This window comes from Salinispira sp. (assembly GCF_059431795.1).
This window is the reverse complement of the sequence record NZ_JBXWXS010000037.1, coordinates 17,327-31,369: the sequence shown is the minus strand read 5'-3', so window position 1 is coordinate 31,369 and position 14,043 is coordinate 17,327. Positions and strand designations below refer to the sequence as shown.

The following is a 14,043-nucleotide window of genomic DNA, read 5'->3' as shown; positions in this document are numbered from 1 at the left end:
GTCAGTCGGCAGATTCGCCGGAGGATCCCGCCTGGTTTTCGGAAAGGCGGTAGTTACTCACGGTGATCTCCAGTTCAAGATTAACAGAACTTCCGTTGGAGGTATCGACTCCCAGTGGATAAAACACCACCGGTTCACCGGTATCCACGGGGATACTCTTCAGGCTCGTCTGATACCGCATTTTGTCTTCGCTGCTGCTCTGCACCCAGGTCTGTCCCTGGGCCACCAGCATGATGGTTTGATTTTCCTGGCGGTAGGGGGTGAACTCAACCTCAACCACAAGATTTTGACCGTTCAGGCGAACCTTCACTCCCCGTCCGGGTACTGTAAGCTCATCCATTTCCATATTCCAGATTACCCGGGACGAATCGTCTCCGCTGCCCAGAATTCTGGCCTGGATGTACACTCTGAGCACATCGTTCTCCAGTTCCTTGAGAATTTCACTGGGATCTCTGGGAAGAGTACTGCTGCCTTCTTCTCCCGTGGAGCGGTTCTGTACCCGACTGTCAGCGGCATTTCCGTCCCCGCCGGTTTCCCCGGTTGATCCGCCCTGTTGGGCCGTAATCTGGGGCAGAGAAGCAAGCATGAGGATGAGGGAAAGCAGAAGAACCCGGGAGTGTAGCAGCCCAGTGGTCATTGCGCCTCCCCTTGAGCATCAGCTGCGGTATCTTCAGGAGCGCCGCTTCCGCCGGATTCTGTATCAGGTTCATCTGTGGTGTTTCGGGATCGGGAGGGATCAGCCCGCATGAGACGGGATTCTCCCAGCAGATCCAATTCAGAAATTTCCGGAAGCTGGATTGTCAGTTCGCTGATACTCCCATTGAGATTCCTGGTACCCTCCAGCAGTCTGAGCAGCTGTTCCACATCCTGTACGTTAATCTGGAGATTGATTCCCTGCTGCCCGTCCTGTCCGCCGGCTTCCCCGGCACCGTCAACTCCGGAGCTTCTGGGTCCGGGAGCAAGGGGTTCGCTCTGCTGGCTCCCCACTGAAAGGAGATTTACCAGATTGGGATCCACCTCTGAAAACTCCGAATAGTTATCCAAATTCATATGAAAAAACTGCTCGTCCTGTACACCTGCCATTTGAGTTCCGGAGTCTCTTCCCATGGGAAGGAAGTTCAGGGCAACCGCAGCGGCGAAAATGACCAGGGCTGCCGCTGCAGCAGGAGCGGGAACTCGTATCCAACGGTGAAAAATATCCTGCCGTCTGCTTTCTTCTCTGGGGGATTCCGCTCCGTTATAACCGCTATGAGAGGGAGTGCGCCTTCTGAAGGCCCAGGTGCTTTCTTCCAGAAGGGTGTGAGGCCTTCGGTTATTCTGCTCGGCGGCATCCAAATTGCGGTTGAGCCGGTCGCGTAAGCGTTCCCGGCTTTTATCCATCTGTTCATCCAGCTCAGTATCCCGAAAATGCATAAGCTGCTGCAGCTTCCGGTAGTTTTTCAGTCGGGTGTTCAGCAGTGGATTGCCGGTAACCTGTTCAGCTATGGAATCCCGGTACGCTTCGGGGATTTCATTGTCAAGAATTTCCATCAGCAGATCGTCATTAAGGGACATGTATACCCTCCTCATCTAAGAGAGCCGCCATTTTTTCCCGGGCCCGGAACGCCCGGACCTTCACATTTGCTTCTGTAATGTCCAGAATTTTGGCAATTTCTCGATAACTCAAACCTGCATATTCCTTTAGAACAAGAACCGCACGGAATTTTTCCGGAATTTTGCCCAGGGCATCCTGCACCGCTTCATAGGCTTCCTGCTTTAAAACCAGATCCTCTCCGGATTCCGATTTCCGTTTGGGTTCATTCAACACCCGTTCATACGCCTTTCGTTCCCGGCCCTTGCGTTTGGCATAATTCAACGCCATATTCTTCGCCACCCGTATCAGCCAGTATTTGGACTGAGCCTGATCGGGCAGCTGGTCGAGCCGTTCGTATAATTTGATGTAGGCGTCATGACAGAGTTCTTCTGCAGCCTCCATATCGTTGGTGATACGGTAGGTGATGCGGATGAGTATGGGGAATGTCTCCTCATACACATCGTTGAACAGTTGTCTACGTTCTTTGCTCCAATTCATTAAACAATGGGTCCTGGTGTTTCGTTACAGATTTTTCTTCCATGTTGTTCCCTCAGGGGAATCAATAAGCGTGATACCTTCTTCCGCCAGACTGTCCCGTATTTCATCGGCCCTGGCAAAGTTCCGGGCTTTGCGCGCCTCCCGACGTTCTTCAATCAGCTGACGGATTCTCTCATCCGGGGGATCAGCTTCTGCATGTGCACCCGCGGCATGGGTGAGATCAAGCCCCAGCACTCTGTCCATTTCATGAAGGACGATGAGCTTTTGCTCATTGGGGATGTTGGGTTCTTTTAGCAATCCCCACAGCTGTGCCAATGCCTTCGGGGTGTTCAGATCATCGGCCAGGGCCTCCCGGAAAGAGTGGTGGATTTTGGCTGCGGCGGCTCCCAGGCGCTCCTCCGGATCTCCCTGGGCATACTCTGGCTTCCAGGGGGGGAGTTGGCCGATTTTATCAAGGAGTTTATGCCGCGCCGTCCGGGCCGCAGTCATGGACTCATCGCTGAAATTAAGTTGGGTCCGGTAATTCGCCCCCAGCACAAAGAAACGGTAATCCAGGGGATCATAGCCTAATTCCTGCAGCTTTCCCAGGGTAAGGAAGGTTCCTTTGGATTTGCTCATTTTTGAGTTGTCGAACAGCAAAAATGCACTGTGAAACCAGAAACGGACCCAGGGGCTCTTGCCGCCGGCGGCTTCGCTCTGGGCAATCTCGTTGGTGTGGTGCACCGGAATATGATCTGTTCCACCACAGTGAATATCAAACTGATCACCCAGATACTTTCTGCTCATGGCCGAGCACTCTATGTGCCATCCGGGATACCCTTTTCCCCAGGGGCTGTCCCAGAGCATGGCCTGATTCTCGAATTTGGAACGGGTGAACCACAGGGCAAAGTCGTGGGGATTGTGTTTGCCGCTGTCCAGGGCAACCCGGGCACCGGCCTGCTGGTCGTCCAGCTTGATTTTCGCCATCTTTCCATAGTCGGGGAATTTTGCGATATCGAAATATACGTTTCCTTCAGCAAGGTATGCGTAGCCCTTCTCTTCCAGGGTCTCCACCATGCCGATCATATCGCCGATGTGATCGGTGGCTTTGCACACAACCTCAGGTTCCTCTATGTTGAGCAGGCGGGTATCGTTCATGAATGCCCGGGTGTAGTGCTCGGCAATATCCCAGACGCTTTTCTGCTGCTCCCGGGCGCTTTTCACCATCTTGTCTTCACCGTGATCGTTGTCGTCGGTGAGATGTCCCACATCGGTAATATTCATTACGTGTTTCACCCGGTAACCTAAATATTTCAGGCTTCGCCGGAGTACATCTTCCACTATATAGGTTTTCAGGTTGCCGATATGGGCATAATTATACACCGTGGGTCCGCAGGCATACATTTTCACCAGGTTATCAGAAACTTCCAGAGGTTCTTTGGAACGGGATGCCGTATTGTACAGATTCAGTATTGTTTTTTTGTCAGCCACTTCTGTAATTTTCTCCCCACAGGTATACTTGCGACGTGGATACAACAATATTGCATAGCATCAAAAATATCAACATAAGCGCTAAGGTGGAATTCAACCGCAGCCTGAAAGATTTCACCACATTTCAGGTGGGGGGACCGGCGGATATCCTTGCCTTCCCCAAACAGCGGGACGATATTATCACACTCATACGCTGGGCACAGCAGAGCTCGGTTCCCTGGATGATTCTGGGCGGAGGAGCGAACATCCTTGTCTCCGATAAGGGCGTACGGGGACTGGTTATTGCCACCTCCTCCATGGACGGCATCCGGGTTGAGGAGGAGCTTCTCATTGCCGGGCCGGGTTCACAGATCAGCGACGCCGCCGCCTTCGCAGCGGATCATAATCTTGAGGGGCTGGATTTCATCTACGCAATGCCCGGCAGCACCGGAGGCGCGGTGTGGATGAATGCCCGCTGCTACGGCGGCGAGATATCTGAAATCCTGGAATGGGTGGACTATATAGACGGAGATCATCCCGAGCGGGGCGTACAGCGTCTGATTCCCGGAATGAATACCCGGGAGGGTGATTTTGCATACAAAAAAACCCCCTTTCAGACCAAGCCCTGGATAATCCTTGAAAGTGCGTACCGGCTCAGACCCGCAGCCGGCACCCCATTGTGGACCCGTATGAAGGAACTTGAGAATGACAGGCGAAGCAAAGGGCATTTCGCCGCCCCCTGCGCAGGCAGTGTGTTTAAAAACAACCGGGACTTCGGGGCTCCTTCGGGCAAACTGATCGACAGCCTGAACATGCGGGGCCTTCAGGTGGGCGGGGCGAAAATTTCAGATCAGCACGCCAACATCATTATTAATACGGGAACTGCCCGGGCATCGGATATTGCACAGATCATCGACCGGGTTCAAAGCCGGGTTCACCGGGAGCTAGGATTTCTGCTAGAACCCGAGGTTCTCAAAGTGGGCGAATGGGATTAGGATGAGAGAAGGCCCCGGGAGAACAGGAGGAGTTCATGAGCAACATCGACAACATCCGTGAACATCTGGATCTCATGCACCGGGACCTGCTCAAGGAAGAGCTGAACCATCTCTCCCTGAGCGAAATGCTGGATCTCTGGCAGGAGATGGGTGAAGACGAGGCCATGGAGATCTTTCTGCTCCTCCAGCTTGACCAGAAGGTTGAATTGATCACCCATCTCTCCGAATCCGAACAGGAGTGGCTGCTGAAAAGCCTCTCCCTGGAAAAAATTCGGGAGTTGCTGGACGAAATTGAGCCGGATGACCTGGCGGATATTATTCAGGCGGTGAGCCACGACGTACGCAGTTCGGTATGGAAGAGCCTCAGCGAAGAAGCCCGGCGGGAGACCCAGTTCCTGCTGAAGTTCGACAGCGACGATGCCGCCGGTCTTATGACTCCCAGGTACATTGCCCTTCGCTCCAATATCACCGTGGAACAGGCAATCCACTTCATCCGCCAGGGCGTGGATGATATAGAGACTATCTATTATGTATACGTGGTGGATCAGCTCCAGCGCATCCAGGGAGTAATTTCCCTGAGGGAAATTCTGTTCTCCAACAACGCCGAAGTGATCGGCAATAAAATGAGCACCAACGTGATCTCCGTTCAGGAAGACACCGACCAGGAAGAGGTGGCCCGGATCCTTGAGGACTACGACTTCATTGCCCTGCCGGTAACCGACCGCTATAACCGTCTGCTGGGAATTATCACCTTCGATGATGTCATAGATGTTATTCGTGAAGAACAAACCGAAGATATATACAAAATGGGAGCGATGGATGGTTTGTCGGATATCTACCTTGAAACGGGGATCTTCCGACTCATCAAAAAACGCATCCCCTGGCTCATTCTCCTGCTTCTCACCGGAACCATTACCACCAACGTACTGGCCCTCACCGATGACATTCTCTCGGCGGCGGCATTTCTGGTGCTGTTTATTCCTGTAATTACCCAAACCGGAGGAAACAGCGGAACGCAAAGTTCCACACTTATGATCCGGGGGATCGCCATGGGTCATGTGGACTTTGCCGATATGGGGAAGGTGGTGCTGAAAGAGTTCCTGGTGGGAGTTTTTATGGGTGTCATACTGGGGGGAGTGATAATCCTCCGCTCGGTATACTTACCCCCGGGGATTGCATGGTTTGAAGGGCTGGTAATCGGTCTCAGTCTGATATTTGTGGTGCTCTTCTCAACCATTATCGGTGCCGTGGCGCCCCTCTTGATTCACAAACTGGGGTGGGACCCCACGGTTATCGCAGGTCCCCTGATGTCCACGGTGATCGATGTAACCGGCTTAAGTATCTACACCTTCACTGCTAAGATGCTGCTGGGTCTTTGACCTGAATTTTCCGGTTTTGGAAAAAGCCCGAGTATTGTACGTCAGTCTTCATAATATGATTCATCACCCAATCCTGTAGGAAATCCAAAATCTCATTGCTCAGAACCGTGCGCCCCTGTTTTAATCCGTTATACAGCTCCCGGGCTTTTTGTAAAAGAGATTGATGTTCCTGAATGTGGGCTTCAGCGTGGGGATAGCCGTGTATACGAAAATTCTCCTCTTCGATTGCGAAGTGATAATCGGTATAATCGATCAGCTCCTTTACGATCTGGATGGATAGCTCATCACCCGACCCGTTTTCCATTGCAGCATAGAGTTTCTGGATCAGCCCGATGAGCACCTGATGCTGTTTGTCAAACTCCTGCACGGAGACGGACAATTCCGGCGTCCAGCTCACATACTGATCATACCCTATGGTCATGAGAATCTGCACAATTTCACCGGAACTCTGATTCAGTGAGCTAAACAATTCGTTAGCCTTCCGGGAATCCCCTTCCTTCAGCGATCCAAGAATCTCTGTAATCCTGTGGTGAAATTTCCGGTGATACTCCTCAAGGAGACGTTGTTTCCGGGCCGGGAGAACCCATCCGGAGCCGTTCGTTCTGGTCTGGTCTGCCGTGGAGCCCGCCGTGCCGGACCCTTCTGCCGGTGCGCCGGCGGTACCGGAACCGTCTGCCGTGGAGCCGGCGGCATCCAGCCATCTTCCCAGTTCGCATGCATGGGGGTCCTCAAGAGAAACGGCAGCGGGATCCATGGTTCCGTCGATCACCGCCCGGCAGGAAGCGACCAGATTAATATGGGACAGAATGAGGTTGGAAAACTCCAGCCGCTTCAGGGTTGCATCCTCCTGCTGTCCGTCTTTTTGTCCGGCGCTTTGTTCTTGTCCGGCGTTCTTTCCGTCCTTCTTTCCGGCGCTGCCCCCCAGGCCCGAATATTCAAAGCGGCGAAGCCGGGAAATAATTCCACCGTAGGTTTTGTTAAAATCCATAAAGCTGGAGGAGATTTTGGTCATTCCCAGATTGATTTCCCGGGCGTTTTTATTCAGAAGGGCCATGCTTTCATCCAGCCCGTAGGCCACGTCGTTGGAATTTTCAAGGATCGTGGTGATTTCACGGGAGGCGTAGGCCATTTCATCCATGCTCAGAGTGGTATTTCTGCTGATATTCTGCAGTTCTGTGGTTACCCCCACTACTTCCTGGGTGTTGCTGAACACTTCGCTGGTCTGATGGTTAATGTCTTCAAGGGCATGACTGATTTCATGGACGCCCTGTTCGATATCGTTGAATGCAGAGCCGCTTTCTTCACTCAGACGTGAAGCCCGTTTGATTTGTTCTCCCAATCCTGCCAGGGTCTCGCCGATGGATCCGGCATTTTCCGCGGTTGATTCCGCCAGCTTCCTGATCTCTTCGGCCACAACCGCGAATCCCCTGCCTGCATCACCGGCATGTGCGGCTTCGATTGCGGCGTTCATGGAAAGCAGATTCGTAGTGGATGCGATATCGTTGATAACGGTTATCAATTCCATTACATCGTTAATCTTCAGCTCAATAGAGCTGATCTCTTCATCGGTATCATGGATCTTTTCACTTCCCCGGGCGGTAACAGAAACCAACTCCTGAATATGTTCACTCCGGCGGGAAGAAATGTCTGAAACTTCCCGGATTCGATCATTGATGTGCTGAAACGAATTGGCTACCTGCTGAATGTTGGAATCCTGGTTGATGAGCTGTTCCTTCAAACTGCCGATGGTGGCATCTATCTGTTCCACCGCAGCAGATCCGTTACTCACCTCCATGGAGAGCTTGCTGGCAATATCCGCCGTTCCCCCGGCGGTGCTGACAACCTCTGCTGTGGATTTCAGAGTTTTCTGAATATTTCTGCTCAGCCGGGTGCCAGAACGTTCGCTTTTTTGAATTGCCAGCTGAATATCCCGGAAAAAACTGCGGGTTGCCTGGAAGATATCTCCCACTTTCCGGATATGTTTTCCCATCCTGCCATCGGCCCCGGCGGGGATGACGGCATCCAGCTTGCCCTTCCGGTAATGTTCCGTAAGTTCAAGAATTCTCCTGGGACCCCGGCGGAATATACGTAGCACCAAAAATAAAAAAACGGATTCAAGCAGAAGGGCTGCCAGAAGAACAAGAACCAGAACTGTCATAATATATAACTCCCCAAGGGTCCACCAATAGCGCAGGACAAATTTTTACTGTACTAATATCATCGATAAAAGAAGGTAATTTTTCAAGCACCAGTATCTCTAATGTGAGGCGGACTGCCGGACCGAATCCAAGCCCACAGAGAAATCGAATCGGGGCATGCCGCTCATTTCCTGCAGGTGATGAAACTCCGGAGAGTAAAGCAGACGGTCCAGATACATATCTGGTGGAAGGGACATGTTCATCTCAATGTTCATATCCGCACCCCGCTGCCGCAGGACAATTTTGGTGGTGAACGATCCGTCCAGCATCAGGGAAAAAGGAGATACAGGAGTCCCGGGGGATTCATGCTTCAATGCCAGCTTCAGTTTGCAACTCAGCGCCGGAAGCCCCCTGGCCCTCCGAAAAGATACGGCGCTAGTGACGGCACAGGGGTACAAGGAATCATCCTGTCCCGGCGCGAACCGAACCCCACATTGAATATTCCATATGGAATTCAGCGGGATATGGGCGTCCAGCTCCAGGCTACGGGGTTCGGTATTTTCAGAAAAGCGCCACCTCCCACCGCTGGAAAATGCACCCCAGTCAATTTTTCCGGCCACCGAAGTGATGCCTAACTGCACCGGCTCCCCGGCCTCCTGGAAACAGAGGAAGTCTGAGCTAAGGGTGAACAGCCCATCCAAGCCCAGCTCCATTTGCCCAGTGAGCTCCCAAAACGGGTGGATCCGCCGGCATGTATCCCCTTCCAATCCTATGGACAGCATTTCTCTGACATTAAGGCAACCATCCAGATCATATAGCAGCTCCACCCCGCCAATATAGGAAACATTCCCAGTCCATGTTCCCCGCAGCCAGGGTGAGAAGGGGCCGGGGAGATTCCCCGCTTTAATCCAGCGCAGCTGCTGTAATCCGAAACAAAGCTCCACGGATTCAGAACCACCGGACACAGAGGATGCTGTGCTCCCCCTTTCCCGGGGAAGAATTCCGGTTTTCCAACCGGCAAAAACCGCCCAATTCAGCAGCTGAATGTCCCCGGGTCTCCAGAGGAGGGTACCGCTGAGGACCTCTTCTTCGCTGCTTCCCGGGCTCCAATCCCGCTGAGCGGAAAACAGGGAGGGTGCAAAATAGAATTGGGAGAGGGACCGTTCTGCTCTGAGGATCACAGAGCAGATGCCCACATCCTTGCCCGGGGATAGGGCAGCCTGTATATCCAGGAAGGGCGGGGCTGAACCATCGTCCACACCCCCGGCGGGGAAGGCCTGTATCCCGGTCCAGATCATGGGAAGACCATGAAGCCTTCCCCCTGAGCTGAGATAGGACCAGCCGGCGGACTTGGTCAGGGGGGAGCTGAGCAGATTGCCGGAAATCGAGGAAAATGGGGCGGAAATTCGAAGCAAGAGGTCCCCGGGACGCTGAATTCCCACGGCCATGGCTCCCGAGAGGGGAGAAACAGAGCTCCCTTCCTTCATGGGGCTGAGCGAATAGCTCAGCTGGGCCGCCGCAGTGGCAGTCATGGTATTGCTGGCTTGCACAAACAGGAGAAACCATCCCGGGGGGAGATCCAAAGGATGTGTCCCGCCGCTTACCCGGGCAGGAATAGGTTCGGCGGGAACCAAGAGGAACATCCACCCCAATTGTAAGCGGCCGGAGCCGTAGGATGCCCGGCGCTCCAGCCCCGTATAGGAAAGGTCTTCATCCCCTGAGCGGACCCTGTTCACAAGACTGCTGTGAACCCTATCTGCTTCCAGCAGGCTCCCCGAATCTTCTGCTTGTTCACCCCATAACTCCCCCACAGGAATGGGACAGATCAGGAGTATTACAACAATTCCGGTAATCAGCGGTTTCACAGAAGGAAGTGGAAGTCTGCCCCGGGTGGCACATGTGTTTGGTTTGCTGTTCACACATCACAGACCGGAAAAAACCGGCTGCTGATTTGTCCATAGGGGAATCAGGGGGTGCCATGTACAAATCCCCGGAGGGAGCAGATCCTTCCGGGGCGGTGCTCCTATTTCTGAAGGGTTGAGCTGTGGATGGTATCTGCGGTGTTGTCGTCGGTAAGCCGGCGAATGATGGCAACGGCAAATTCTGCGGCCGTACCTGCACCCATGGAGGTGATCAGATTGCCGTCGATTTCAACCCGCTGCCGGGTAAGGTGTGTGGCGTCGGTGCGTTCTTCGAAACCGGGATAACAGGTAAAGTTTCGGGTACCCAGAATATCCGCGGCGGTGTTTCCCAATACAACGGCCGGGGCCGCACAGATTGCACAGACCAGCTTGCCGTCATTATTGCCTTTTATAAGCAAATTTCTGAGGTTTTGATCCGCTGCCAGATTGGCCGCTCCGGGCATTCCCCCGGGCAAAATGAGGGCATCATAATCGCTGCTGTCCGCCTGCAGCTGATGCATGTACATATCCGGGCGGACATCGATGCCGTGGCCACCGGATACCAGTTCTCCCAACTCTTTCCCCACTGCTACGGTTGTAACATCAATTCCGCTGCGGCGGAGAAAATCTACCTGGGTGAGAGCCTCAACCTCTTCGAATCCGTCTGCAAGAAATAGATACGCTTTTTTACTCATAGTACTCCTCCCTTTCTTTAACCTAATATGGATAACGGCGGGAATTCAAATCCGCCGGAAAAAAACGGGGCTGCCTGAATCAATGCTCAGACAACCCCGGAAATAATGTGCAAATACTAAGCTGTAAATTCTATGGAGTAGAACTCCGCCTATTCCCTGTCAAGAATAAACTCAACTCTCCGGTTCTTCCAGCGGTTATCAAGATCACCATGGGGAACTACCGGATCGGCACCCCCGACTCCCCTGATCTCCATTCGTTCCCAATCAACACCAAGAATGGCCAGGGCCTGTTTTACTTCCAAAGCCCTCTGGCGGCTCAGGGGAATAAGGGTTTCCCTCTGCTCACGCTCCGCCGCAGCTCCGCTGAGAAGCTGAACCGCATGACCTTCGATGGTGATATCGTACTCTCCATACTTATTGAGTATGGATTCAAGCCTCCGCAGGGTTTCAAAATTCCGCTGCTGTTCACCGGATGAAACATCGAAGAGATCCGCCGTATATCCTGCAAAATAGATGGACGGAATATTAATTCTGAACTGATCCCCTTCGGCAATCACCAGAATATCCACAGGAATTACATCGGTGGCGATACCGGTATTTTTCAGATTGTCCTCCAGGGTGAATACCACGGTATAATCGGCGGCGGACTGAACAAGCTCGCCGTTATCTCCTATTCCGTTCCACTCCAGCTGTTCCGGAGGCAGACCCTCGCCTTCCCAGGTCTTAAAACTGTTACCATAAGGATCCAGGATTTCCACATCCCAGCCGCTAATGGGCCGGTCCGCCGCCCTGGCGTCCAGACCGATGGTTACTGTGTCGTTGCTTCCGTCACCGTCGGGGCTGAACAATACGTTATCATCCAGATTTACATAGCCCTGGGGGGGATTGGTAACGAGAATAACCGTTTCATCCGCCTCCCGCTGGGTGTAGTTCCCGTTTTTGTATTCCACAAAGAAGGTAACCGTGTATTCACCATCCTGTACGGTTCGGGCATCGTTCTCCCCTTCCCAGACGATCTCTTCGGGAAGATTGCTTCCGCCCCGGAAGGTTTTGCTGATAAGTCCGTCCTGGGTGGTCAGTTTAATTTCCCAGGCCAAGAGATTCTCAGGTATGGCAACCGAGGGAAGCAGGGTCACAATGTCTTTGTAATCGTCCCCGTTGGGACTGAACACTTCCTCGTCAGCCTTGATGCTAATGGTTGCGCTGAGATTATCGATACGCAGATTCACCAGCTTTGCGCTTCCAATGTTGCCGAACTTGTTTTCGGCGCTCACCGTGTAGGTGTAGAATCCGTCTGGGAGCACTTCACCGTCTTCACCGGTTCCGTCCCAGACAAAATCTTCAACCTGACCTTCCCATGTGAGGGTTTTGACAACCTCGCCGTCCTCGTTGGTGAAGGTACCGGTCCAGATATCCTGTTCGCTGGATTCCTGGGTAATTGAGATGGTATCCCGGTCTCCGTCATCGTTGGGGGTGAAGAGCCTCCGGTCCACGTCGGCGGTAACCTCGGGTCGGTCTCTGCCCACTTCAATGGCCTCATCGCTGCGGACAAAGGGATTATCACCGTTAAGATACATAATGTTCATTTCCACAAAGTAGTCGCCGTCGGGTACGCTCTGATTGTTGTTTCGCACACCCGCCCATTCAATATAGGGAATCACTTCCCTCACCTGGCGGGTGAAGTAGGGCCGGCCGTCTTCACTGTTCACAATTGTGAGTACAAAGTATTCAATTCCCTCGGTAACGGGAACCTGGGGCGTAATCCGTACAACTTCGTAGCCTGCATCCCCGCCCGGTGCGAGAATAGTTCCGGACAATTGAATAGACGTAGCCGCCCGGCTGGTGGTGTCTTTAATAAACCTCGCCACATCTGAGAGTCCCTGATTACCGGCCTGATCGGTGGCTCTCAGATACAGCTGATAGTTTCCGTCGGCAATTTCATTTCCCGTAAGGGGATTGGTACCGTCCCAGTTGAACGGAAAATCAATTCCCGCATTCAGAATTTCTTCCAGGGCAACCACTGTCTGGTTTTCCTCACTGTCTTCAAGTACCAGTTCCCAGTCCACGCCCTCTTCATACTGGGCGTCGATGGCCAGATAGGGCTTGGCTTCTCCGCCGAAATAGATGGGGTTACCCAGTTCTCTGCCCTCGGGAGCGGAGTCGGCGGACAGACTGGCATTTGGAGCCGTGCTGTCCATAATTACATCCACGGCCTCTGATTTGGACAGGTTGCCGTTTTCATACGATACGGAAAAAACCGCTTCATAGGTTCCGTCATCCAGGGGTACTGACCCGGCTTCCGGTCTTCCGGGGTTTCCCGTCCCGTCAAAGGAAATACTGTTGGGAACATTGGAAGCATCGCCTGCGAAACGGCGGTATACAATTCCTTCATCATCTTCTATTTCGAGCTTCCAGCTTTCCAGACCGTCTGTCTCATTAATACTGATGAGGAAATCAAGGGCTTCCCGTTGAAAGCGGGAAAAATACGGGTTTTCACCGGCTATGCTCATTTCCACATTCGCCGCAGCGTAGCTGAGAACAAACTCTATACTCTCTTCCACGCTGTTTCCCGCCCGGTCTGTACCGATGAGTCTGAATTCATAGTCTCCCTCGTTCTGGAGGGTCCCCGAAGGATCGTTTCCGTCCCAGCTGAACTTGGAAGGAGCAAGAATATCGCTTGCTGCGGTATCCCCTTCAGATTCACGGGTCTGATCGATCACCGTATCTCCCGCTGAGTTGAGAACCTCAAGCTCCCAGCGTTCCGCGGTTCCGGTTCGGATATCGAAGCTGATGCTGTCGCGCTTACCGTCATTGTTGGGTGAAAAAATGAGGATTTCCGGTTCAAGCTCAACAATTTCCGGAGGACGGGTATCCACAACCACCGAAAGGGGGGCGGTGGAAGCAAGTTTATCGAAGGAATCCCGGACATACAGCTGATAAAAATACTCTCCGTCGGGTACGGTGTTTCCCTCGTTGTCCCTGCCGTCCCAGCTCATGGTCTCAGGCACGGCAACTGAAGGTATTTCCCCCACGTTGAGCAATTCGCCTACGAAGCCTCTCCCTTCCAGATTCTCCTCGGCCACCGAGTAGATCACCTCACCGCGCTTATTATAGATACGCAGCTCATAGCGCTGGATTGCCGCATTATCCTGAATGGTAATTTGGATGTTCTCTATTTGGAGAGTATCCTTACCTGTTTCCGGATTACCTGGACTGATGTAACGGGGCGGTTGACTGAGAAAAATTTCCGTTTCAGTCTCCTGACCTCCCCCTGCAAAAATTGATGCGGAAAATATCAGCATCAAAAAAATGGCACTCAGTATACGTTTCATATAGATCACTCCTTAATACTCCTCAACTTGAGAACGGGCGTACCGAAAATCGAAGATTTCCGAAACTGCCCCTCTAAAATATA

The 14,043-nt window shown here is 52.8% G+C and carries 10 protein-coding genes; 2 read left to right on the top strand and 8 right to left on the bottom strand.

Features of this window, described 5'->3' with window-relative positions:
* Position 1: 1 nt before the first annotated feature.
* The 4 genes from AC52PS_RS12875 to cysS are packed head-to-tail and all read right to left on the bottom strand — an operon-like array spanning position 2 to position 3,541.
* A complete protein-coding gene (locus AC52PS_RS12875; protein WP_495563477.1) occupies positions 2-637 on the bottom strand; it encodes a hypothetical protein in 636 nt (211 codons plus the stop codon).
* Complete coding sequence (locus tag AC52PS_RS12870; protein WP_495563476.1) at positions 634-1,554, bottom strand: hypothetical protein; 921 nt, start codon at positions 1,552-1,554, stop codon at positions 634-636. Before AC52PS_RS12870 ends, AC52PS_RS12875 begins: the two co-directional genes overlap by 4 nt.
* The gene (locus AC52PS_RS12865) at positions 1,544-2,071 is read right to left on the bottom strand and encodes an RNA polymerase sigma factor (RefSeq protein ID WP_495563475.1); all 528 of its coding nucleotides are present in this window, start codon (positions 2,069-2,071) and stop codon (positions 1,544-1,546) included. Before AC52PS_RS12865 ends, AC52PS_RS12870 begins: the two co-directional genes overlap by 11 nt.
* Positions 2,072-2,095: 24 nt before the next feature.
* Positions 2,096-3,541: a cysteine--tRNA ligase gene (gene cysS / locus AC52PS_RS12860; protein ID WP_495563474.1), complete on the bottom strand. Its 1,446-nt coding sequence runs from the start codon at positions 3,539-3,541 to the stop codon at positions 2,096-2,098.
* Positions 3,542-3,576: 35 nt separating this feature from the next.
* Between cysS and murB the strand changes: the two genes are divergently transcribed.
* Both murB and mgtE read left to right on the top strand, forming a co-directional pair.
* On the top strand, positions 3,577-4,515 hold the full coding sequence (gene murB / locus AC52PS_RS12855) for a UDP-N-acetylmuramate dehydrogenase (RefSeq protein ID WP_495563473.1): 939 nt from the start codon (positions 3,577-3,579) through the stop codon (positions 4,513-4,515).
* Positions 4,516-4,550: 35 nt separating this feature from the next.
* Positions 4,551-5,894 carry a magnesium transporter gene (mgtE, locus tag AC52PS_RS12850; protein WP_495563472.1) on the top strand — a complete coding sequence of 448 codons (1,344 nt, stop codon included), beginning with the start codon at positions 4,551-4,553 and terminating at the stop codon, positions 5,892-5,894.
* Here mgtE and AC52PS_RS12845 read toward each other — a convergent pair.
* The 4 genes from AC52PS_RS12845 to AC52PS_RS12830 all read right to left on the bottom strand — a co-directional run bounded on the left by AC52PS_RS12845 (position 5,872) and on the right by AC52PS_RS12830 (position 13,960).
* The gene (locus tag AC52PS_RS12845; RefSeq protein WP_495563471.1) at positions 5,872-8,052 is read right to left on the bottom strand and encodes a bacteriohemerythrin; all 2,181 of its coding nucleotides are present in this window, start codon (positions 8,050-8,052) and stop codon (positions 5,872-5,874) included. The two genes, mgtE and AC52PS_RS12845, sit on opposite strands and share 23 nt — an antisense overlap.
* Before the next feature lie 99 nt (positions 8,053-8,151).
* The gene (locus AC52PS_RS12840; RefSeq protein WP_495563470.1) at positions 8,152-9,897 is read right to left on the bottom strand and encodes a hypothetical protein; all 1,746 of its coding nucleotides are present in this window, start codon (positions 9,895-9,897) and stop codon (positions 8,152-8,154) included.
* A 158-nt stretch (positions 9,898-10,055) separates the two neighbouring features.
* Positions 10,056-10,628, bottom strand: a complete 573-nt coding sequence (locus AC52PS_RS12835) for a DJ-1 family glyoxalase III (RefSeq protein WP_495563469.1) — start codon at positions 10,626-10,628, stop codon at positions 10,056-10,058.
* Positions 10,629-10,777: 149 nt separating this feature from the next.
* Positions 10,778-13,960, bottom strand: coding sequence for a FlgD immunoglobulin-like domain containing protein (locus tag AC52PS_RS12830; protein ID WP_495563468.1), 3,183 nt, complete (start codon positions 13,958-13,960; stop codon positions 10,778-10,780).
* Positions 13,961-14,043: the final 83 nt, after the last annotated feature.